At 62.7% G+C, this 21,140-nt stretch carries 25 protein-coding genes; 9 read left to right on the top strand and 16 right to left on the bottom strand.

Features of this window, described 5'->3' with window-relative positions; all coding sequences use genetic code 11:
• Positions 1 to 6: 6 nt before the first annotated feature.
• The 13 genes from fliR to fliF form a co-directional block, all read right to left on the bottom strand.
• Positions 7 to 798, bottom strand: coding sequence for a flagellar biosynthetic protein FliR (gene fliR, locus RYH70_RS15215; protein WP_022995662.1), 792 nt, complete (start codon positions 796 to 798; stop codon positions 7 to 9).
• A gap of 3 nt (positions 799 to 801) precedes the next feature.
• Complete coding sequence (fliQ, locus tag RYH70_RS15210; RefSeq protein WP_014995753.1) at positions 802 to 1,071, bottom strand: flagellar biosynthesis protein FliQ; 270 nt, start codon at positions 1,069 to 1,071, stop codon at positions 802 to 804.
• A gap of 13 nt (positions 1,072 to 1,084) precedes the next feature.
• The gene (gene fliP, locus RYH70_RS15205) at positions 1,085 to 1,843 is read right to left on the bottom strand and encodes a flagellar type III secretion system pore protein FliP (protein ID WP_116027145.1); all 759 of its coding nucleotides are present in this window, start codon (positions 1,841 to 1,843) and stop codon (positions 1,085 to 1,087) included.
• Positions 1,840 to 2,265 carry a flagellar biosynthetic protein FliO gene (fliO, locus tag RYH70_RS15200; RefSeq protein WP_317009359.1) on the bottom strand — a complete coding sequence of 142 codons (426 nt, stop codon included), beginning with the start codon at positions 2,263 to 2,265 and terminating at the stop codon, positions 1,840 to 1,842. Before fliO ends, fliP begins: the two co-directional genes overlap by 4 nt.
• A 3-nt stretch (positions 2,266 to 2,268) precedes the next feature.
• Positions 2,269 to 2,784: a flagellar motor switch protein FliN gene (fliN, locus tag RYH70_RS15195; RefSeq protein WP_022995659.1), complete on the bottom strand. Its 516-nt coding sequence runs from the start codon at positions 2,782 to 2,784 to the stop codon at positions 2,269 to 2,271.
• A complete protein-coding gene (fliM, locus tag RYH70_RS15190; protein WP_317009358.1) occupies positions 2,777 to 3,808 on the bottom strand; it encodes a flagellar motor switch protein FliM in 1,032 nt (343 codons plus the stop codon). The genes fliN and fliM overlap by 8 nt, the downstream gene beginning before the upstream one ends.
• Positions 3,809 to 3,850: 42 nt before the next feature.
• On the bottom strand, positions 3,851 to 4,318 hold the full coding sequence (gene fliL, locus RYH70_RS15185) for a flagellar basal body-associated protein FliL (protein WP_031228450.1): 468 nt from the start codon (positions 4,316 to 4,318) through the stop codon (positions 3,851 to 3,853).
• 284 nt (positions 4,319 to 4,602) lie between these two features.
• Positions 4,603 to 5,667, bottom strand: coding sequence for a flagellar hook-length control protein FliK (locus RYH70_RS15180; protein ID WP_022995656.1), 1,065 nt, complete (start codon positions 5,665 to 5,667; stop codon positions 4,603 to 4,605).
• A 17-nt stretch (positions 5,668 to 5,684) separates the two neighbouring features.
• Positions 5,685 to 6,140, bottom strand: coding sequence for a flagellar export protein FliJ (gene fliJ, locus RYH70_RS15175; RefSeq protein WP_022995655.1), 456 nt, complete (start codon positions 6,138 to 6,140; stop codon positions 5,685 to 5,687).
• Entirely contained in the window at positions 6,137 to 7,495 is a 1,359-nt protein-coding gene (gene fliI, locus RYH70_RS15170) for a flagellar protein export ATPase FliI (protein WP_022995654.1), read from the bottom strand. Before fliI ends, fliJ begins: the two co-directional genes overlap by 4 nt.
• Positions 7,492 to 8,202 (bottom strand): flagellar assembly protein FliH, encoded by a 711-nt coding sequence (fliH, locus tag RYH70_RS15165; RefSeq protein ID WP_026948654.1) that lies wholly within the window; start codon positions 8,200 to 8,202, stop codon positions 7,492 to 7,494. The genes fliI and fliH overlap by 4 nt, the downstream gene beginning before the upstream one ends.
• Complete coding sequence (fliG, locus tag RYH70_RS15160; RefSeq protein WP_014995743.1) at positions 8,195 to 9,211, bottom strand: flagellar motor switch protein FliG; 1,017 nt, start codon at positions 9,209 to 9,211, stop codon at positions 8,195 to 8,197. The genes fliH and fliG overlap by 8 nt, the downstream gene beginning before the upstream one ends.
• Positions 9,198 to 10,892, bottom strand: a complete 1,695-nt coding sequence (gene fliF, locus RYH70_RS15155) for a flagellar basal-body MS-ring/collar protein FliF (RefSeq protein ID WP_317009357.1) — start codon at positions 10,890 to 10,892, stop codon at positions 9,198 to 9,200. Before fliF ends, fliG begins: the two co-directional genes overlap by 14 nt.
• A 265-nt stretch (positions 10,893 to 11,157) precedes the next feature.
• Here fliF and fliE point away from each other — a divergent pair, with 265 nt between their 5' ends.
• Positions 11,158 to 11,475, top strand: a complete 318-nt coding sequence (fliE, locus tag RYH70_RS15150; RefSeq protein ID WP_026948656.1) for a flagellar hook-basal body complex protein FliE — start codon at positions 11,158 to 11,160, stop codon at positions 11,473 to 11,475.
• A 48-nt stretch (positions 11,476 to 11,523) separates the two neighbouring features.
• Here the strand turns inward: fliE and RYH70_RS15145 are convergent, their stop codons facing one another.
• Positions 11,524 to 11,874, bottom strand: coding sequence for a flagellar protein FlaG (locus tag RYH70_RS15145; protein WP_022995650.1), 351 nt, complete (start codon positions 11,872 to 11,874; stop codon positions 11,524 to 11,526).
• Positions 11,875 to 12,132: 258 nt separating this feature from the next.
• Entirely contained in the window at positions 12,133 to 13,026 is an 894-nt protein-coding gene (locus RYH70_RS15140) for a LysR family transcriptional regulator (protein ID WP_317009356.1), read from the bottom strand.
• A 137-nt stretch (positions 13,027 to 13,163) separates the two neighbouring features.
• On the opposite strand from RYH70_RS15140, the gene bla reads away from it, so the two are divergent.
• The gene (gene bla, locus RYH70_RS15135) at positions 13,164 to 14,060 is read left to right on the top strand and encodes a class A beta-lactamase (protein ID WP_317009355.1); all 897 of its coding nucleotides are present in this window, start codon (positions 13,164 to 13,166) and stop codon (positions 14,058 to 14,060) included.
• A 149-nt stretch (positions 14,061 to 14,209) separates the two neighbouring features.
• On the opposite strand, the gene RYH70_RS15130 is transcribed toward bla, so the two are convergent.
• Complete coding sequence (locus RYH70_RS15130) at positions 14,210 to 15,400, bottom strand: FliC/FljB family flagellin (RefSeq protein WP_317009354.1); 1,191 nt, start codon at positions 15,398 to 15,400, stop codon at positions 14,210 to 14,212.
• A gap of 578 nt (positions 15,401 to 15,978) precedes the next feature.
• Between RYH70_RS15130 and fliD the strand changes: the two genes are divergently transcribed.
• The 7 genes from fliD to flhC all read left to right on the top strand — a co-directional run bounded on the left by fliD (position 15,979) and on the right by flhC (position 20,904).
• Positions 15,979 to 17,328: a flagellar filament capping protein FliD gene (gene fliD, locus RYH70_RS15125; RefSeq protein ID WP_284456028.1), complete on the top strand. Its 1,350-nt coding sequence runs from the start codon at positions 15,979 to 15,981 to the stop codon at positions 17,326 to 17,328.
• Between the two features lie 113 nt (positions 17,329 to 17,441).
• Positions 17,442 to 17,867 (top strand): flagellar export chaperone FliS, encoded by a 426-nt coding sequence (gene fliS, locus RYH70_RS15120; protein WP_284456027.1) that lies wholly within the window; start codon positions 17,442 to 17,444, stop codon positions 17,865 to 17,867.
• The gene (locus RYH70_RS15115) at positions 17,864 to 18,280 is read left to right on the top strand and encodes a flagellar protein FliT (RefSeq protein ID WP_284456026.1); all 417 of its coding nucleotides are present in this window, start codon (positions 17,864 to 17,866) and stop codon (positions 18,278 to 18,280) included. Before fliS ends, RYH70_RS15115 begins: the two co-directional genes overlap by 4 nt.
• Entirely contained in the window at positions 18,277 to 19,374 is a 1,098-nt protein-coding gene (locus RYH70_RS15110) for a flagellar hook-length control protein FliK (RefSeq protein WP_317009353.1), read from the top strand. Before RYH70_RS15115 ends, RYH70_RS15110 begins: the two co-directional genes overlap by 4 nt.
• 8 nt (positions 19,375 to 19,382) lie before the next feature.
• Complete coding sequence (locus RYH70_RS15105; RefSeq protein WP_022995642.1) at positions 19,383 to 19,670, top strand: EscU/YscU/HrcU family type III secretion system export apparatus switch protein; 288 nt, start codon at positions 19,383 to 19,385, stop codon at positions 19,668 to 19,670.
• Between the two features lie 331 nt (positions 19,671 to 20,001).
• Complete coding sequence (gene flhD / locus RYH70_RS15100; protein ID WP_022995641.1) at positions 20,002 to 20,328, top strand: flagellar transcriptional regulator FlhD; 327 nt, start codon at positions 20,002 to 20,004, stop codon at positions 20,326 to 20,328.
• A gap of 3 nt (positions 20,329 to 20,331) precedes the next feature.
• A complete protein-coding gene (gene flhC / locus RYH70_RS15095) occupies positions 20,332 to 20,904 on the top strand; it encodes a flagellar transcriptional regulator FlhC (RefSeq protein ID WP_097058609.1) in 573 nt (190 codons plus the stop codon).
• Positions 20,905 to 21,140 lie beyond the last annotated feature (236 nt).

The raw sequence follows: 21,140 nt of genomic DNA, 5'->3' as shown, positions 1-21,140 counted from the left end.
GATCTCTCAAACGGGAGAGACCATGCGCTCCAGCAGATGCTGCAAAACGCCCAATCCTTCCCCGAACAAGCCCTGAAGAAAACGTCCCAGATCCCCCATCAGCACCGTAAGCAGGAACAGACCCAGGGTCAGTGACAGCGGGAAGCCCACCGAAAATACCGTCAGCTGAGGCGCGGAACGATTAAGGATGCCGAGCGCCAGATTGGTGATCAGCAGGGCGCAGACCAGAGGCAGTGCCAGCATCAGGCCGGATGCGAAGACAGTGCCGCCATAGCGCACCAGCAGTTCGAAGGCATCGCTATTGAGCCCGGCCAGTCCTACCGGCAGGGTCTGAAAACTGCCCGCCAGGGTGTCGATGACCATCAGATGGCCGTTCACCGCCAGAAACATCAGCAGCGTTATCATGTACAGAAAACGCGACACAATCATGGTGTTGGCGCCGGTATCCGGAGCCACGAAGGTGGCGAAGGCGAGACCCATTTGCAGCCCGATAAAATCGCCGGCGGCCATTACCACCGCGAACATGACCCGCAACACCAGTCCCATGGCCACGCCGATCAGCACCTGCTCCACCGACACGCCGAGGCCGGCCCAGGACAGCACCGGAATCGCCGGTGGCGCTGGCAGATGGGGCACGATCACGATGGTGATCAGCAGGCCCAGGCCAATCTTCATCTGCCGGGGCACGCTGGAGTGGCCGAGCAGCGGCGCGGCACTGAAAAACGCCAGAATGCGCAGAAATGGCCACCAGAAGGCGGTCAGCCAGGCGTGCAGCTGATCGAAGGTGACCTGGATCATGGATCAGGACAACAGCAAGGGCAGGTTCTGAAACAGCTCGCGGGTAAAGTCGATGATCAAATGCAGCAGCCATGGACCGGCCAGCACCACCACCGCGAACACGCCGAGAATCTTTGGAATGAACGACAAGGTCATTTCGTTGATCTGGGTGGTGGCCTGAAACAGACTCACCAACAGGCCGATCACCAGCGCGGTGATCAGCAGCGGCGCCGCCAGCATCAGCGTTACCATCATGCCCTGATAGGCCAGGCTCATTACCGCTTCCGGGGTCATGGCGTTTCTCCGTTCAGACGAAAAAGCTTTGCGCCAGCGAGCCGATCAGCAATTGCCAACCGTCCACCAGCACGAACAGCATCAGTTTGAAGGGTAATGAGATGGTGGCCGGCGGCACCATCATCATACCCAGCGCCATCAGTACACTGGCCACCACCAGATCGATGATCAGAAACGGAATAAAAATGGTGAAGCCGATCTGAAACGCGGTCTTCAATTCACTGGTCACGAACGCGGGCAGCAATACGCGAAGCGGCACGTCCTCCGGCCCATTCAGGTCCTCCGCCTTGGCCAGCCGCGCGAACAACGCCAGATCCGGCTCCCGGGTCTGTGCCATCATGAATTCCCGGAACGGCTCGCTACCCACACTGAGCGCCTGTTCGAAGCCCATTTCATCGTTGGATAAGGGGACCCAGGCTTCCTGGTAAACCCGGTTCAACACCGGCGACATAATGAAAAAGGTGAGAAACAGAGTCAGTCCGAGCAGCACCTGGTTGGGTGGCGCCGACTGGGTGCCCATGGCCGTGCGCAGCAGACTGAACACGATGATGATGCGGGTGAAGCAGGTCATCATCAGCAACAGAGCAGGCAGGAACGCCAGACTGCTGAGCAGTAACAGCGTCTGCAGCTGGATTGACCATTGCTGGCCGCCGTCGGCGGTGGGCTGGCTGGTGAGACCGGGGATGCTGGCCTGAGCCCAGGACAGATTGGACAGGACCAAACCTGACACTAACAGGACCGCCAACAATAGCCGGCTCGGGCCGCGTTTCATGATCCGATCCCGCCGCTTTTGCCGTTGCCGCCAAGGGTTTTTTTTCCGTTAGCGCTGAGTGCTTTGGCGAAGCGGGCGGCGAAGCTGGTGCCTTCTTCGCCGGCATCGATTGACTCGTCCGCGGAGGCGGCCCGCGTCGGCGCGGGCATTTCATGAACCTTATTGATGCCGCCGCCGCCAACGCCGAGTACCAGCCAGGTGCCTTCCACTTCCACCACCACCAGCCGTTCCTTTGGACCCAGGGCGCGACTGCCGACCACCTTCAATGTCTGACCCTGTCCGGGCAGGCCGTTGAGGCGGCGCAGTAGCCAGGCGCACAACAGAATAATGGCGACGATCAGCAGTAGCGCGAACGCCGTCTTGCCGATCATGGCCAGTCCGATCCAGCCTTCACCATGTTGTGCCAGGGTCTCGGTGCTCATGGTTCAGCGATTCAGCTTCTGTACCCGCTCGGACGGGGTGACGATTTCGGTGATGCGGATGCCGTAGCGATCATCCACCACCACCACCTCGCCCTGGGCGATCAGGTAACCGTTGATGAGAATGTCCATCGGCTCGCCGGCCAGACCATCGAGCTCAATCACCGACCCCTGAGCCAGCTCAAGCAGCTGTTTGATGGTGATGCGGGTACGTCCCAGCTCCACCGTCAGCTTGACCGGAATGTCCATGATCATTTCCAGATCACGGGGGCCGGAGCCGATGCCGGTCTCGCCTTCCAACGGTTTGAATACCTGGCCGCCGGCATTGCGGGTGGCGTCGCCGCCGTTGTTACCGTTGCCCTGGTCGTTGCCGGGTGCCGAGGACTGCTGTTCGGCCAGGGCTTCGGCCCAGGGATCATCCTCGCCGCCGCTGTTCTGTTCGTTCAGCGCTTCGGACCAGAGGTCATCGTGGTCCGGCTTCTCCGGTTGATCCGGCTGATCGGGTTTGTTGGGATCACTCATCTTCGGATTCCTTGGGTTGCGGCGTGGACGCTTTGACGAACGGGGAGGTCGAAGGCGGGCCGGTGTGATCGATCATGCGCACCACGCGCAACGCCCGCTGGTCTTCACGGCTGCCGTATTCACACTCCATGACCGGAACACCGTCCACATGGGCGCGCACGCTGTCCGGTAATTCGATGGGCAATACATCACCTTGCTTCAATGCCATCACGTCCGCGATGCGGCTGGCCACGGAAACGAACTCCGCCACCAGCTCCACTTCGGTCTGGCGTAACTCGCCGGCCATCCGCCGGGTCCAGCTTTGATCGCCTTCACGGCCGTTGGGCCCCAGGTTGGTCAGCACATCGCGCAGCGGCTCGATCATCGAGTAGGGGATGCACATCTGAAAATCGCTGGCCAGATTGCCCACTTCCAGATGGAAGGTGGTATTGACCACGATCTCGTTGGGGGAGTTGGTGATGTTGGCGAACTTGGCCTGTATCTCCGAACGCAGGTATTGGACATCCAGGGCGAAGACCGTGCTCCAGGCTTCCTGGTAAGCGTCGATGGCGAGGCGCAGCACCCGGCGAATGATCCGCTGTTCGGTGTTGGTGAATTCCCGGCCCTCGGATCGGGTCAGAAAGCGGCCGTCGCCGCCGAACAGATTGTCCACCACCATGAATACCAGTCCCGGAGGGAACACCACCAGGGCGGTGCCACGCAGCGGCTTCATGGCAATCAGGTTCAGGTTGGTGGGGACTGGCAGATTACGGGCGAAGTCCTTGAAACTCTGATAGCGCACTGAATCCACGGTAATGTCGGCGCTGCGCCGGATCAGGTTGAACAGCGCCACGCGAAAATGACGCGCGAAGCGCTCGTTGATGATGTCCAGGCTGTGCAAACGCTCCCGGATCACCCGATGCTGCGAGGCCGGGTCGTACGGCTTGACGCGCGATTCGTCGGCTTTGGCGCTGTCGTCATCGCCGCCGGGGCCATTCAGCAGGGCGTCGATTTCTTCCTGGGACAGCAGATCGTCTTGGGACATGGCGTTATCGTCAAGCGGTGTCGGTGAATATCGGAAGGCGGCTCATTGGACAATGAACTCGGTGAACAGGACGTCGTCCACCCGCAGGGTCGGCTGGCCGTCCACCAGCTCTTCTTCGAACAGGGCGAGGATCTTTTCGATCAACGCTTCCTTCCCTTCCGGCGTCATCATCTCCTCCGCCTTCTGGCCCGAGGTCAACAGCAGCAGCCGGCTGCGCACCTGGGGCATGAAGTCATTGAGGAAGTCCTCTGTGGTGCTGTCGCCTACCTGCAAGGATATTCCCGCATACAGCAGATGGCGCCCACAGAGATCGTCGCGCAAGTTCACCGTGAAGGGGGCGACTTTGACATAGATCGGCGAACGGGCGGTCTGCACCACTTTCGCCGCGAGCTTGTTGTCGCTGCTCTTGTCCATCAGCAAATAGACGTTGGCCGCCGCCAGAGAGGTGGTCATCACCAACAACGCGGCGATCAGCCACACCAGTTTCCGTGAACCTGTTTTTTCGGCCATGCTCATCCGCCTGATCAACTACTCCTCACGCCGCCGAGTATGCCGCCGAAGACGCCATGACCATGGCCGGAATAGAACGCGCTAATGGGGTTATCTCGGGGTTTTAGCGGTGGGGAGAAGGCTGGCGGTGCACCAATCTTTGCTGAAGCAGCTTCCCACCGATCGGTCTATGAAGCCGCTGTGGGAGCCAGCCTGCTGGCGAATGCGGGCTTCTGGTGCCGGGATATTCGCTTGCAGGCAAGTTTCCACAGCGGCTTCGTCAGTGTGCTGATGCGTCCGGTATTTCAAGCGTACAAATCCACTCCCTGACTGACCGATACGGTGCGAACCGGAGAGCCGGCGGTTTCGAGGTCTTCGGCATCGGCCAGCATGACGCTGGAGGTGGCACCGGATTCCGTTTGCGCGAAATGGGACGGTTGCTGTTGTCCCGGTTGCTGATCGCTAACGCTTGCCTCCCCCAGGTTGATGCCTTGTTGCGCCAACGCTTCGCGCAATTGCGGCAGCGCCTGCTCCAGGGCCTGGCGGACCTGGCCATGGGCGGAGAAGAACTGGGCCTGGGCGCCCTGGTCATCCACCTTGAGTGAGACCGACAGCGGCCCCAGCTCCGCCGGATGCAGATGCAGTTCGACCCGATGTTCACCACGCTGTTGCCATTGCGCCAATTGCAACCCCAGCTCTTGTCCCCAACCCGGCTGGCCAACGGTGGTGGAAATGGTGGCGCTGGTCGTAACCGGCGAGGCCGGCACCGGTGCCGTGGCGGAATGGGAGCGCTCGGTACCCGGCGTGTTGAGTATTGGGGGCTCAGCGCCGGAGAGTGTCACCGCCGGCCGGGACAGGTCCGCTGATTCCGTCGCGGCCATGGTTTGTGGCAAGGCCGGCGCGGGGCCTTGATTGTCCGGCTTGATGGGCTGGCCCTCCGCCGTGACCGGAGACGGGGAGGTAATCACCGGTGGCATCCTGGCTTCACGTGATTCGGAACCCGACGGCGTGTTGTTGTCGGCGGGCGCCGTCGGGATGGCGGTTTGCACCACCGGCGCCAGCAGCGCCGTCATCGCTTCCGGATCGTCTCCGGAATCACTGTCGGTGGCGTGCTCCGGCAAGCGTGGCTGTTGACTCTTGGCTTCACCGAGCAGGGGCGCGCGCAGTGCCTGACTGAGTGCGTCGTCGGTCAGGGGGGCCAGCGCCGTGGTGGTGGGAGCGTTTGTCTGGATACCGGCCTGGGTCGGCGGGGCGGCGTTCTGGCTCAGCAACCGCAAGGCCGTGGCGAAGTCCGCGCCTTCGGCGGGAACGGCGTTCGTGGCGGGTTTCAGGCCACTGCCGGGCAAGGTCAACAGAGATTGAATGTCCATGGGGTTCCTCCGACTCTTCAGGTCGCCGTGCCGGGTAACCGGCGTTGGTGCAGGTTGCTGGCGATGTCATCGGTTTGCCGCCGTTCCTGGCGGTGCTCCCGATGTTGTTGCTGTTGTTGCCGCCGTGTCGCCAGAGTGTCAAACGAGGACAGCCGCTGTTGCCGTTGACGCCAATGGTCCTGACCGGCATCGATGGCGCGTTGTTGTTCGCACAGTACCTGCCGCGCCTGTTCGATGGCCTGATCCAGGGAGGCCAGGAAGCGGCGATAGGTATTCAGCGTCAGTGTATCCATACCCCGGGCGAGAGCGTCCTGTAACCGGCCGGCGTACTCATTGCGGTAATTCTCCAGTGTGGACAATTGCGCGGCGGTGTTTTGCTGGCCGCGCCGGGCTTCGGCCAGGCTGTGTCCGGCCTGGTCACGGGCCTGGCGGGCCTGCTCGATCAAAGTGTCCAGCGGCGACGATGATGTCATGGCGGATCTCCGATCAGGTGGGACAAGGCGCCGTGGGCGTCCTGCAGCCCGGCGCATTCGTTGATGTCCTGGCGCAGCAGCGCTTCCAGGCGCGGATACAGCTGCACTGCTTGATCCAGCTGCGGATCGTGGCCGGGGCTGTAGGCGCCGACGCCGATCAAATCGCGGTTGCGCTGATACAGGGAAAAAAGCTGTTTGAAGCGCTGGGCCCGGCGTAGCTGGGCGGCGGGCACCAGTTGCGTCATGGCCCGGCTGATCGAGGCTTCAATGTCGATGGCCGGGTAATGGCCGGCTTCGGCCAGGGAGCGCGACAGCACCACGTGACCGTCGAGAATGGCACGGGCGGCGTCGGCGATCGGATCCTGTTGGTCGTCGCCCTCGGTGAGCACGGTGTAAAAGGCGGTGATCGAACCGCTGCCGGGGGCGCCATTACCGGCCCGTTCCACCAGCCCCGGTAACTTGGCGAACACCGACGGCGGATACCCCTTGGTGGCGGGCGGCTCGCCGATGGCCAGGGCGATTTCGCGCTGCGCCATGGCGTAACGGGTCAACGAATCCATGATCAGCAAGACGTTATGTCCGGCGTCCCGAAAGCCCTCCGCCAGCCGGGTGGCATAGGCGGCGCCCTGCAGGCGCTGCAACGGTGAGGTATCCGCCGGCGCCGCCACCACTACCGCCCGGCGGCGGCCTTCGGGGCCGAGAATATGCTCGATGAATTCCTTGACCTCGCGGCCCCGTTCGCCGATCAACCCCACCACGATGACATCGGCGCTGGTGTAGCGGGCCATCATTCCGAGCAGTACCGATTTGCCCACGCCGGAACCGGCGAACAGGCCCATGCGTTGTCCCCGGCCGATGGTGAGCAAGGCGTTGATGGCACGGATGCCGACGTCAATGGGCGTGTCGATGGGAGCGCGGTCCATGGGGTTGAGCGGGGCGCTGTCGAGACCGCCATGGGGACAGTCACCGAGCGTCGCGCCGCCGTCCAGAGGCACGCCGTTGCCGTCCACCACCCGTCCCAACAGGGTTTCACCGAGCGGGAAACGGCGTGTGCCGCCTTCGTCGGCGAGCGGCAGTACCCGGGCTCCTGGTGTCAGCCCGTGCAGTTCCGCCAGGGGCATCAGATACAACCGCTCGCCGGCGAACCCCACCACCTGGGCCTCGGCGAAACCACGCCCGGCCAGCTCGATACGGCAGCCGCTGCCGAGGGGAATACGCAGGCCCACCGCTTCCAGCACCAAACCGGTGGCCCGTACGATGCGGCCGCTTTCCCGGTAGGGGGGCGTGCTGGTCAGGCGCTGACCGACCCGTTGCAGGGCTTCGCGCCAATGGTCGTGGTGGGCGGCGGCGTTCATGTTTCGTTCTCGCGCGGCTGGCGCCGCAGTTTGGCCAGCAGCATGTCCCAGCGGCAGGCGCGGCTGGCATCCCGTTCGCCGGCATCGCCGGTGACCCGGCAGCCGCCCCGTTGCAGGTCCGGGTCGACCCGGGCTTGCCAGCCGGCGGCGGTCAGTTCCACGGCCAGGTGCTCTTCCACCAGGGCCAGATCATCCGGGTGCAGCCACAGGCGTGGATGGGCTCCCAGTTGCGGTTCCTGATGGAGCAACTCGCGGACCAGGGCCAGCACCTGCTCCGGTTTGGCCGCGAGCGCCTCGCCGGCCAGTTGCCTGCCCACCGCCAGGGCCAGATCGACAAGGTCGTCGGCGATCTGCCGATCCAGGGTCTGGACCGCGTTTTGAAACTGGGCGGCGAGTTCGGCCAAGGGGGCGAGACTGGCCGCCGCTTGCTCCCGTGCCTGTTGCTCGCCGTCGCGACGGCCCTGCTCCAGGCCCTGGCTGTACCCCTGTTCCTGGCCGGCCTCGAAACCGGCCTGGTGTCCCTCCTGATAGGCCTGGTCGCGAACCTGTCGGCGCAAGGCGTTCAGTTCGGCGCGGGCGTCGAAGTTTTTATCCGCCGGGCGTTGCGGCTGGGCGGCTCTATCTCCCGGACGTTCGGCCCGCGGGCGTTCCAGATCGCCCATTCGCCAGCGTTGCCAGGAAGTCTTTGGCGCGGTCGAATCAGACATAAAGGTCGTCCCCGCCGGACAGCACGATATCGCCGTTGTCGGCGAGGCGGCGCACTACCTGCAGAATGGCTTTCTGTTCGTTCTCCACCTGCGATACCCGGATCGGCCCGCTGGCTTCCATGTCCTCGCGCAACAGCGAGGCGGCACGCTGGGACATGTTGCGCAGGAATTTCTCGGTGAGCGCTTCCTCGGCGCCTTTGAGGGCCACCATCAGCGACTTGGTATCGATTTCCTTGAGCAGCAGCTGGATGCTGCGGTCGTCCAGTTCCAGCAGATTCTCGAACAGGAACATCTCGTCGATGATGCGCTGGGCCAGATCCTCGTTGTGGGCGCGCACGGTTTTGATCACCGCCTCTTCCTGGCTGGAATTCATCAGGTTGAGAATCTCGGCGGCGGTGCGCACCCCGCCCATCTTACTGCGCTTGAGGTTCTGACCATCGAGCATGCCGCCCAGTACCTCGGTGAGCTCCTGCAACGCCGCCGGTTGCACGCCGCTGAAAGTGGCGATGCGCAGCACCACGTCGTTGCGCAATTTCTCGTCGAACTGCTCCAGCACATCGGCGGCCTGGCGCCGCTCCAGATGAACCAGAATGGTGGCGATGATCTGCGGATGTTCATCGCGAATCATCTCCGCCACCACGTTGGCGTCCATCAGATTGAGCGCGTCGATACCGGAATTGCCGGCGTGCTGTTCGAAAATATCCTCGAGCAGACTGGAGGCCCGCTCCTGCCCCAGCGCCTTGACCAGCACCGAACGGATGTGATCGGTGGAGCGCAGGTTGAGGGCGGCGAACTGTTCCTGCTCGTCGTAGAAATCCTCCAGCACCTGATGCATTTCCTCGTGGGAAATATGCTTCAAGCCAGCCATTTCCTGACTGATGTCCTGCACCTCACGGGCGGACAAGTGACGGAACACTTCCGCGGCGCTGTCTTCATCCAGGGCCAGCAAAAGGATGGCGGCGCGACGGGCTCCGCTGGCGGTACGCGCGCTGCTGTCAGGTCGGCTCATTACGGTTCATCCAACTACGCAGAATCATGGCCACCATGGCCGGATCGTCCCGGGCCAGATCCTGCAAATCCTTCAGATTGCTTTCGTACATCAGGGTCTTGCGCCGCTGGCGCCGGCGCCGGGCCACGACTTCTTCCGGATCCAGGTCATCGTCCTCGTCGTCGCCGACCACGGCGGAGACGTTGCCCCGCGCCGCCGGCTGTGGGGGAGCGGCCGGGGTGGCGGTATAGCGCTGTATCAACGGACGCAGGATCAACCGGTAGAGCAGCAGGGCGGCCAGTGCCACCAGAAGATAGCGGCCCAAACCCAACGCCAGATCCACCCACTGCGGTGATTGCCACCAGGGCCTTTCCTCGAATGGCTCGGACAAGTCGGCGAACGGGCTGTTGACCACTTCCAGGCCGTCGCCACGTTCCGCCGAGAACCCCATGGCGTGCCGGGCCAGGTCGGTGATGCGGTTGAGTTCCTCGTCACTCAGCGGTGCCAGTTGAACGGTGCCGTCCTCGCCGGTCTTTTCCCGGTAGTTGAGTACCACCGCCACGGAGAGGCGCTGAATGCTGCCCTGGTGATGCTGGGTGTGGGTGACGTTGCGATCCAGCTCGTAATTGATCAGATCGTCCTGGCGGACGCGCTGGGGCGGGGCATCTTCTTCATCGTCATTGCCGTCGGCATCGTTGTTGATCGGCGAGGCCGCTTCCCCCGGCGGCGTGTTGCTGAGCGCCCCGGGGATGCCACTGGCGCCGCCGTCCGGATCTTCATAAACGGCGTTGATACGCTTGCTGCGAATCGCCGCCGGATTGCCGTTCTGGTTCGGGCCGTAGCGTTCCTCGGTTTCCTCGCGGCGGCTGAAATCGATCTGCGCGGTGACCTGGGCCCGCACATTGCCACGGCCGAGAATCGGCTCCAGGATTTTTTCGATGCGCTGTTGATAGGCGCGCTCCACTTCCTCGGTATAGCGCAGGCGGGTGCCGTCGAGGTCATGGCCGGGACCGGTTTCGCGGGAGAGCAGGCGGCCGCTTTGGTCCACCACGGTGACGTCTTCCGGCGCCAGTTCGGGTACGCTGCTGGCCACCAGATGGACCATGGCATTGACCTGGGCGTCGCCGAGCGCGCGGCCGGGTTGCAATGTCAGTACCACCGAGCCCTTGGCGGGCTGGCGGTCGCGAATGAATACGGAAGGCTTGGCCAGCGCCAGATGAACCCGGGCCCGTTCCACCGGGCCCAGTGCTTCGATGGATCGGGCCAGTTCGCCTTCCAGGCCACGTTGGAAGTTCACCTGTTCGGCGAACTGGCTGACACCGAACGCCTGCTTTTCCATGATGTCCAGGCCCACGTTGCCGCCTTCCGGCAGCCCTTGTTCCGCCAGTTGCAAACGCAGCTTGTGCACCTGGTCGCCCGGCACCAGCAGGGCCTGGCCGCCTTCACTGAAACGATATTGCACGCCCTGCTGCTCAAGGGCGGCGATGATCCGGCCACCGTCCGCTTCGGTGAGGTTGCTGAACAGCACTCGATAAGTCGGCGCGCTCGCCCACATCAACAGCGCGGCGACGATCGCCACCACAGCCGCTCCCGCCACCAGCAATGGAATCAGGGGATTGGCGCGCAGTCTGGCCAGCCAGGGCGCCAGTGGACTGGCCTGGCTGGCCGCCGCGTTGGCATTGCCGGTGGACGCCCCGCTCATGACGGCAGGGTTCCCGCTGCAAAGCGGTGCGCGGGGCCGCGCCGGGGACGCTGTCGATGCAGAAAAACGCGATACATGATCACCCTTGCCTAACGTATGGTCTCTTGCCGGAACGGGCTCATGGAGCCGTGGGCTTTGCCATTATGCGTAGAGCGCCGCCACGCAAAGGCGAGAAAAGCCTGTCTTTTTGTCGTCAATTACCGGCATGGCCATCCGTCGCCTCTTGCTAGTCTGGGTGCCATCAGGAAAACCGGAGAAAGTGACAATGAGTACGCCGGAGATTCAATCCGTACTGAGCCAGATGCGGCAGCTGGCCGCCGACGCCGGCGGTGTGTCCCGTTCCGGATCCACCGACGGACGTGGTGGTTTTGCTGGAGAGTTGCGCGCATCGCTGGAGCGGATCAATGGTCTGCAACAGGCCGCCGGTGAACAGGCGAGAGCCTTCCAGGCCGGAGATCCGAACGTATCGTTGCCACAGGTGATGGTGGATTCGCAAAAGGCCAGCGTGGCGTTTGAAATGGGTGTGCAGATGCGTAACCGGCTGGTGTCCGCCTATAAAGAAATCATGAACATGCAGGTGTGAGGAAGTGCATCGAGGCCAAAGCCGTCCGTTGGCAAGCCCGCTCCCACGCTACACCTCCAGCCGCAACAGCCGTCCTTTCATTTCTTCCATGCGTTGATAGGCATTGAGCGCTTCCTCCGGGGGGATCTGCCGGATCACCTGACCGCTTTCCCGGTCCACCACCAGAATGATGGTCCGCCCGGAATCATCGCTGAGATCGAACTGCACGCCGTAGGGGCGCAGTACTTCGTTGATCCGTTGCACCGGTTCCACCAGGCTGTCGTGGTCCGGTTCGGGCTGTCGGGTTTGCGAGTCGGTCAGGGGTAACTGGGCCAGCACTCGCTCCACCCTTTGCCGGGCGGATTGAAAAGAAAACTGCGATGGCAAAGACGAAGCCAACGGGTCCACCGGAGCGCTCATGGCGATGATCCTTCTTGGTTTTCACGAGTAGCGTTTGACGAAATTATCGGCGTGCTATGAAAAAACTTTAGAGGGAAAGGGGCGCCGCTGGCATCTCTGTTTCCCGCAAATCAGACTACGAAGCCGCTGTGGGAAGCTGCCTTGGCAGCGAATGGGTTTCAGGCCCCAAGATTCGCTTGCAGCGGCCCGCCGCAGCTCCCACAGGGGCTTCGTGGCATGATCTTTGGGAGCCAGCCTGCTGGCGAATGGCGCGCGGGATCATCTCGCCAACGCTGCGGGGCCGTACCCGCGCAAAGACTGTTCCAGCCAGGCGCGAAGCTGTCCCATGGCCGGCGTTTCCTCCCGTGATTTCAGTTTGGTCAGCCAATAGCGGCCGGTATCCACGGCCAATTCGAAGGGTTGTTTCACCCTGCCTTGCCCGAGTGCCTCCTGGAACATCGCCACCGGTAACAGGGCCACGCCTTCGCCGCCGGCGGCGGCTTCCAGCAGCAGGGTGGAGGAATCAAACATACCGCCCCGGGGTGTCGGTGGCGCCACGCCGGCGGCGCGGAACCAGCGCTCCCACTCATCGCGGCGAAAGGAGCGCAGCAGTGGCATGCCATGCAAGTCCGCTGGTTGCTTCAATCGGTCCGCCAGGGCCGGGGCACAAACCGGTGACAGCGGTGCCTCCAGTAGTGGCAAAGCATCGGTGCCATGCCAGGCGCCATCGCCGAAACGAATGAAATAATCCAGCCCCTCGGCAACGATATCCGCCACGTTGTTATTGGTCTTCAAACGCAAATCTATGGACGGGTGGCGATCGCGGAAATCGGACAGGCGCGGCAGCAGCCAGCCGATGGCGAAGGTGCCCACCACGCCGAGGGTGACCACTTCCTGAAAGCGCCCTTCCTGCAAACGGGTGACGGCGCCGCTGATGCGATCAAAGGCGTCGGTCAGCACCGGCAGCAGGGCGTGACCTTCGTCGGTGAGTGCCAGCCCCCGGGGGAGACGGGTAAAGAGGGTAACGCCAAGTTGGTCTTCCAATGCCTTGACCTGATGGCTGATGGCGGTTTGGGTGACGTTCAGCTCCTGTCCGGCGCGAGTGAAGTTACACAGCCTGGCGGAGGCTTCGAAGGCGCGCAGGGCGTTCAGGGGCAGTTGCGGGACATCCATGGGAGTGACAAGGCCAAGGTTTTCTCATATCTGAGTGGAGAATTGATCGTTTGTCAACGCGCCGGCGGCTTCCCATAGTAGCCGTCGCGACCGGAAGGAAAGGGCCGAAGGCGCGCTAACGACAAGGAGAACGGGACATGAGTGCGGGACTGTCACGCAGAGGTTTCTTGGTGGGCTCCATGCTGGCGCTGCCGGCCGTGGGGTTGGCGGCGAAGGCCTCCGATCACGGTAAGGTGAGCGATGCGCTGGGTCATCGCTGCCAGGAGTGGGAGCGGCGGCATGGTGGCCGTATCGGGGTGGCGGTATGGAATCTTGCTACTGGCTATCGTGCCGGCCACCGCGTGGATGAACGCTTTCTGATGTGCAGTACCTTCAAGGCGCTGGCGGCGGCGCTGGTGCTGGCGCGAGTGGATCGTGACAAGGAGAGCCTGGACCGGCGGGTGTTGGTGTCCCGCAAGGATCTGGTGGGCTGGTCACCGGTTACCGGGAAGCGAACCGGAGAAGGGGGCATGACCGTGGCGGAGCTGTGTGAAGCGGCGGTGGCCTGGAGCGATAACGGCGCCGCCAATCTGCTGGTCAAGGGCTTTGGCGGACCAGGGGCGCTGACGGAATTTCTGCGTGAAAACGGCGATTCGGTAACGCGGTTGGACCGGCTGGAGCCGGAACTGAACGGCTACGGCGGCGCCGATAAGGAAAGCGACACCACTTCTCCGGGGGCGATGCTGGATACACTGTACCGGCTGCTGTTCGGCGAGGTGCTTTCCGCCCAGGGACGCGCGCAACTGGCGGCGTGGATGATCGCCAATAAAACCGGTGACCGGCGGCTGCGTGCCGGCTTTCCGGCCAACTGGCTGGTGGCCGACAAGACCGGTACCAGTGGCGATGAGCTGGGCTACAGCAATGATATCGGTGTGGCCTGGTCGCCGGCGCGGGGAGCGGTATTGGTGACGGTGTATTGCGAGATGCCGAAGGCGGAAGCCGAGGCGCGGGACCGGATCATCGCCGAGGTGGCGGAGATGGTGAGCGGGGGGTAGCAGAGGCCGCTCGAAGCCGCTGTGGGAGCTTGCCTGCAAGCGAACCGGGTAGGGCGGCGGCCACAAAAAAAAGCCCCCGAAAAACGGGGGCCTGATGCGAAGGTGAGCGCAAAAGCAGTGCCCGGCGAAGCGCCGGGCGCCGATAAGCATTAACCCAGCAGGGACAGCACGGACTGCGGTACCTGGTTGGCCTGCGCCAGCACGGAAGTACCGGCTTGCTGCAGAATCTGCGCACGGGTCATGTTGGACACTTCCACCGCGTAGTCGGCGTCCTCGATACGGGAACGGGCAGCGGACAGGTTGGTGGTGGTGGTGGAAAGGTTATCGATGGCCGCTTCGAAACGGTTTTGCAGAGCACCCAGCTCGGAGCGCAGAGAATCCACGCTGTTTAGTGCGGAATCAAGGGAGCTAAGTGGATCGGAGGTGCGGCCAGTGGTCAGAGAGCCCAGGTCCAGATTGGCAGTATCCAGCGTAAAAGCCGCCGTGCCTGGAGTGGTGGTGACATCCGCGGAATCCGGGTCGAGAGCGATGTAATAAGTGCCAGTCTCGGTATCTTCCAGATCGAAGCCGAGTGCTTTAAGGGCATTGGATTCACCAACGCCGTTGGCGGTGATGTCTACTTGAACATACCAGTTGCCGGATTCGTCCACTTGAGCTGCGCCGCCGACAGTGACGCTACCAGCGGCGACGCCCAGACGCGCTGCCAGATCACCAGCGTTTGATTCGGCTGCGGTTGTGGTGGTGACGTTGGTCGTTTCGCCATATGCGGCTTGGTAATCAGCAGCAGCGGGAGCGCCCAGGGTTCCCTGTGGCCCGGTGACATTAAAGGTGCTCAAGTTGAGCGTGCTGGCCGTGATTTCCTTGAGATTGAGAGTGATCTTCTCTCCATCGTTTGCACCCACCTGAATATCCAGGTTCTGATCTTTGGCGAGCACGTTTACGCCGTTAAAGCTGGTTTCCTTGGAGATGCGATTAACTTCATCCAGACGTTGGTTGATCTCGTCCTGAATGGATTGCAGATCGTCTGCGGAATTGGTGCCGTTTTGAGATTGAACGGTCAGCTCACGGATGCGCTGCAGGTTGTCGTTGATCTGGTTCAGGGCACCTTCCGCGGTCTGGGCCACGGAGATACCGTCGTTGGCGTTACGCTGAGCCTGGGACAGGCCGGTGATCTGGGCGCTCATGCGGTTGGCGATGGCCTGGCCGGCGGCATCGTCCTTGGCGCTGTTGATACGCAGGCCGGACGACAGCCGCTCCATGGAGGTTTGCAGAGCGCTCTGGGAACGGCCCAGGTTCTGCTGGCCGATCATGGCGGTAATGTTGGTGTTGATGACTGACATATCAGTGTCCTTTTGCTGGTGACCAAATCGGTTTAGCTACACCGGCGGCTCCCGGTGGGAGCGCCGCAACGGCGCGGGCCGTTATTCAGTCTTTCGGCGGTTCGGCGGGGAGCTTTAGGGGGGGGGAGAAAAAAAGCCGGACGCCGGACGCTTGATGCCGGACGCTTTAGAACACCAGGTCGAAGAGCATTGCGGAAATAAATAAGCGTTTTAGTACTTGCCAGGGCGTTGGGTCTGGTTTTGCATTATCGGCGTCCGGCGTCCGGCGTCCGGCGTCCGGCGTCCGGCGTCCGGCGTCCGGCGTCCGGCGTCCGGCGTCCGGCGTCCGGCGTCCGGCGTCCGGCGTCCGGCGTCCGGCGTCCGGCGTCCGGCGTCCGGCGTCCGGCGTCCGGCGTCCGGAGATACCGTGCATTCCTCCTTCTAATCGGCGCTTCACTTTTTACCAGAGACGCTAAAGTCCGCTGCGGTGGGGCCGATAGCTTAGGTAAGCGGCGAGGATCCGGGAGGCCTCACGCCGGGGAGAACCCGTCCCCTTTTGCCCCTTCCGTTCCACTTTCCTGCCAGGAGAAGGAAGCACTATGGCCAGCATCGCATCTTTAGGCGTCGGGTCCGGCCTGGATCTGAATGGATTGTTGGATCAGCTCGAGGCCGCCGAGCGGCAGAAGCTGACCCCGATCACCAATCAGGCGGCCAGCTACCAGGCCAAGATCTCCGCCTTCGGCACCCTGGAGAGCGCGCTGGCAAAGTTCCAGGACGCCGCCGAGACCTTGGGTGAAGAAGACAGCTTCCGCAGCGTGGCCACCAGCCAGACCGGTGAATCGGTCACCTTCACCACCGGTACGGATGTGGCGTTGGGCAGCTTCGATATCAATGTGACTCAGCGTGCCCGCGCTTACAGTATCGCCACCCAGGGGGTGGCCGATAAGGACGCGGATCTGGGGGCGGGATCGGTCTCCATCGATCTGGCCAACGGTGAATCCCTCGAGGTCACCTTGAGTGAGGACAAGAGTTCTCTCAAGGATCTGCGCGATGCCATTAACGACCAGAACAAGGGCGTGCAGGCCTCCATCGTCAATGACGGCAGCGGCACGCCCTACCGGCTGGTGATGACGTCGGCGAAGACCGGAACGGAAGAGGCGATCAGCGGCGTCAGCTTCTCCGGCGGGCTGGGTTCCGCGCTGTCCCTGGATGGCGCCTCCGAGGTGACCGCCCGCAATGCCGAATTCACCATCAACGGCATCGCCATGCAGAGCCAGAGCAACAAGGTGGAAGACGCCATCCAGGGCGTCACCTTGAATCTGGTGGAAGAAGGCGAATCCAGCCTGGATATCACCCGGGACACGGATGCGATCAAAAAGGCGGTCAACGATTTCGTCTCCGCCTTCAATAACCTGAAGGAGAGTATCGGAAGCCTGACCAGTTTCAACAGTGAAACCGGAGAAAGTGGCGAGCTGATAGGGAACTCCACGGTGCGCCGTATTGAGTCCGAATTGCGCGGAGTGTTGAGCGCCGGCGTGGACGAGGGCGAATACCGGGTGCTGGCGGACCTGGGGGTCTCCTTGCAACGGGATGGAACCCTGAAGGTCAATGACGAGGATCTCGACGAAGCCATCAGCAACAATCTGGAAGGGGTGTCCCGTTTCTTTGTTGGCCGTGATGAGAATGACGGCATGATCGGCAAGCTGGATTCCGCGCTGGAAGACATGCTGGAGGATGACGGCATGATCGATCGCGTTACCGAGGGCTTTCAGACCAGCATCGACAGTCTGTCGAAACGCTACGACCGCATGGAGCAGAGCATCGCCGCCACCGTGGAGCGTTATCGTACGCAGTTCCAGAAACTGGACAGTATGGTGGCGCAGATGAACGCCACCAGCAGCTATTTGACCCAGCAGTTCGACATGCTCAATGCGCAATTGAAGCAGTAAACAGTGCCAGTAAACAGGACCAGAGAGGCGGACGAAGCGGTGACATGGGACGAGACCATAACAGGTCGTTCGTGCCGGTTTCGGCTTTCCATGCCAGGTTGGGAGCGCAGATCATGAACAATACCGGTGGTCATTCCGCCTTTGCCCGCGGAGCCGGCGCCTACGCCAGAGTGGGAGTGGAGAGCGGTGTGATGTCCGCCAGTCCACATCAATTGATTACCTTGCTTTTCGATGGAGCACAAAGCGCCATCCGCACCGCCCGCCTGCATTTGCAGGACGGCCGTGCGGCGGAAAAAGGAGCCGCGATCTCCAAGGCGCTGGACATCGTCAACAATGGTCTGAAGGCCGCGCTTGACCAGGAGCGTGGCGGCGAGCTGGCCGAGCGCCTGGCGGCGTTGTATGACTATGTGGCGCGGCTGCTGCTGGCGGCCAATCTGCACAATGACGATGAGCGTCTGCGGCAGGCGGCGGAACTGCTGGAGAATATCGGATCCGCCTGGCGTGAAATTGATCCACGACATTCCGCGGAGGGGGTATGAGTAACCAGAACACGGACACCGTGCCGACCCCCGAAGGGGTGTTGGTGAGCTATGAGACCTTGCTTGCCCGGTCCACCCGGATGCTGGCCTGTGTGCGGCAGAAGGATTGGGACGGGCTGGTGGATGAGCAATCCCGCTATGTCCTGGAGGTGGACCGCCTGTCCCGTATCGAGCGGGATTTGTCCTTCAATGTGGAGGAACAGGAGCGTAAAGCGGCGTTGCTGGAGCGGATTCTCGAACAGGATCTGGAAGTGCGCCGTTGTCTGATGGCGCGCCGCGACGAGCTTGACCAGCTGCTCGGCACCAGCCGCCGCCGCCAGGACCTGCATCGCACCTATCAGTCCCATTCCGCCCAGGTGGTGGACGGCCGCGCGCGCTTTCATCGCGACCCGTTGCTTAAAGGGACACCGTGAGCACCATCACGCCGTTGCTCGATACCTTGCTGCACCAGGTGCTCGGGCGACGGATGGATGGGCCGGCGCCAACGCCGCTCAATCAGCCGGTCACTCCCCTGGTGCCGGGGCAGGCGGTGGAGGCGCTGGGACGCGACGAGCGTCCGCCATTAACGCCGAGATCAGCAACGTCGAAGTCACCGGGGGTGGCGGAGACTGGCGCCCGGGATGCGGCCAAAGCCGGGGAGCGGGCACCGTTGCCCGCGCCGGCATCGACAACGGACACCGCGCCGGTATCCGCCAGAACCCATTTTAGCGGCGCCGCCCGCGCCATCGCCGATCTGTTGATCCGCTATCCCGCGCCGCCTTCCGCTGTGCGGCCGGCAGAGCCGCTGTTGCCTGGGCCGCCGCTGTCCACCGCTCCGTTGGCGGCGGCGTTGCGAGGCAGCGTGGAGCACAGTGGCCTGTTCTACGAATCCCACCTTGGCGAATGGTTTCGCGGTGAGCGTCCACTGGCGGCATTGCGGCCGGAGCCGCAGATGCGCGTTGCCACCATGGCCGCCTCTGTCGCCGCCGGACCTGCCACGGCGACGGCTCCAGCCACGACGCCGGCTCCTGTATCGGTCAGGGGGCAAGAGGGCATGGTGAATGCCGGCGGCCGGGAGGCTGAGGGGGAGCCACGGGCGGCCGTGGCGGGCGGACACCGCGGCCCCACTGGCGTGGAGGAGAGTGTGCAGCCCGTGGTGCGCCATCAACTGGAATTGCTGGCAACACCGGTATTGCGGTGGGAGGGCGACCTCTGGTCGGGATTGTTCGCCGCGTTGCTGATCCAGGCCCCGCCACGGGAATCCCGGCCCGACGGCGACCCTGAAAACCAGGGCCGTTCCGGTGAGGAGGAGGGGGCCTGGCTGTCGCAATTGGAAGTGCGCACCGAAGCGCTGGGTGAAATTCGGGTACAGCTACGGTTGCACGGCGGCCATTTGAATCTCGAGCTGGCGGCGCCGCGGGAGGAAACCCTGGCGCGCCTGCGTGAAGGGCAGCCGGTGCTGCGGGATCGCCTCGAGGTTCTGGGGTTGCAGGCAACGATCAAGGTGGTGAATCGTGATCCGGAGTAAAGACGCCGATGAGTGAGGAGGGCGATACTTCGCGCCGCCGGGCGGTGGCTCTGGCCTATCGGGAAGGTGACGGTGCTCCGAGGGTAATGGCCAAGGGCTACGGTGACGTGGCCGAGCGGCTGGTGGAAGAAGCCCGCCGCCATGGTGTCTTCGTCCATGCCGCGCCGGAACTGGTGGCCTTGCTGATGACCGTCAATCTGGACCAGCGGATTCCCGAGGCCCTGTACCAGGTGGTGGCGGAGTTGCTGGTCTGGGTGCATCAACTGGAGCAGGACCCGCCAGGGGGGCAGACATAAAACCAGCCGGTTCGCCGCCGTTTCCCGCATTCTCCCTTCTCTATCCCGCAAGAAGTCGAAAGTTTGAAATAATTCAAAAGTGGTATGTGAAATGTATCACTATTTTGGTACTTTAGTGTGATGCTCGTCACGCTAAAAGCTTAGTCGTGGCCGAATGTCACGACCCAGAAGCCCCGCCGGGACAACGCTATCACCGGTGCTGACGAGCAGGCTCCCGCCGCCACCGAAAGGATGCCGGCGGGGAAGACTGATGGATCGGGGGATCGGGAGTCCTCGGCCAAAGCGGGTCAGGGACTCTCTCGGTATGGGTACCGAAGGAGCAAGCGCAACAATGAACGTCGACAACGTACTGAATGAAATTCAGGATCTGAATCTGACTTATCTGCTGCTGGCGCAACGCCTGTTGCAAGAAGATTACGCCACCGCTTTGTTTCGTTTGAAAATCGACGAGCCCATGGCGGAGGTGTTGTTGTCTCTCTCCGCGCGTCAACTCAGCCGTCTGGCACGTACCAACCAGTTTCTGTTTCGTCTCGGGTTGGACGATGCCGGCCAGTTGCAAGCGCTGACCAACCATAAGCGGGAGCAGGGATTGGGGCAGACTCACGCCGCCCTGTTGATGACCGCCACCGGCGATGCCGTGGCCGCGCGGCAAGGGTGAGACATGAGTGAGAAGAGTCTGGTTGGCGAGATGCAGCAGGTGCAGCTCGCCATCGAATTGATTGAACTGGGCGCCCGGCTGCAGGTGCTGGAATCGGAGACCGAGCTCAGCCGAGGCCGACTGATCCGTCTGTACAAGGAAGTGCGGGGTATGTCACCGCCCAAGGGTATGTTGCCGTTTTCCACGGACTGGTTCATTACCTGGCTGCCGAATATTCACTCGTCGTTGTTCTATGGCTTTTTTCGCCACCTCACCGTGCATCAGCGATGCGGGCGCATGGAGGGATTCGTCAAGGCCTACCGGCTGTATCTGGAACAAATGGCGTTGGATGGTGCCGAGCCGGTGCTGGGGCTGACCCGGGCCTGGACCCTGGTGCGGTTCTTCGAAAGCGAGATGTTCGAGTTGTCCGCCTGTACCTGTTGCGGGGGGCACTTCGTCACTCATGCTCATACCCCGACACAGAATTTCGTCTGCGGTATTTGTCAGCCGCCATCACGGGCGGGCAAGACCCGCAAGCGGTCCCGACGGACAGGGCCGCTGCTGGACGATGATGCCATATCGGCCTCCTACGCCTAGGAGGCCGCCCGCTGTGGAGCCGCTATGGTACCCCGCAACGGGAATGTGTGGGGATATTCGCTTGCAGGCAAGCTCCCACAGCGGCTTCGCGGCACACACTGTGGGAGACCAGCTTGCTGGCGAATACGGCTTCCGGCGTTGCTCCATTCGCTCGCAGGCAAGCTGCCACATCATCGGCTTCGTGGCTCAAACTGTGGGAGCCAGCCTGCTGGCGAATACGGCTTCCGGTGTTGCTT

This window comes from Alloalcanivorax xenomutans (assembly GCF_032810065.1).
Classification (GTDB): Bacteria; Pseudomonadota; Gammaproteobacteria; order Pseudomonadales; family Alcanivoracaceae; genus Alloalcanivorax; species Alloalcanivorax xenomutans.
This window is presented reverse-complemented; position numbering and strand designations above follow the sequence as displayed.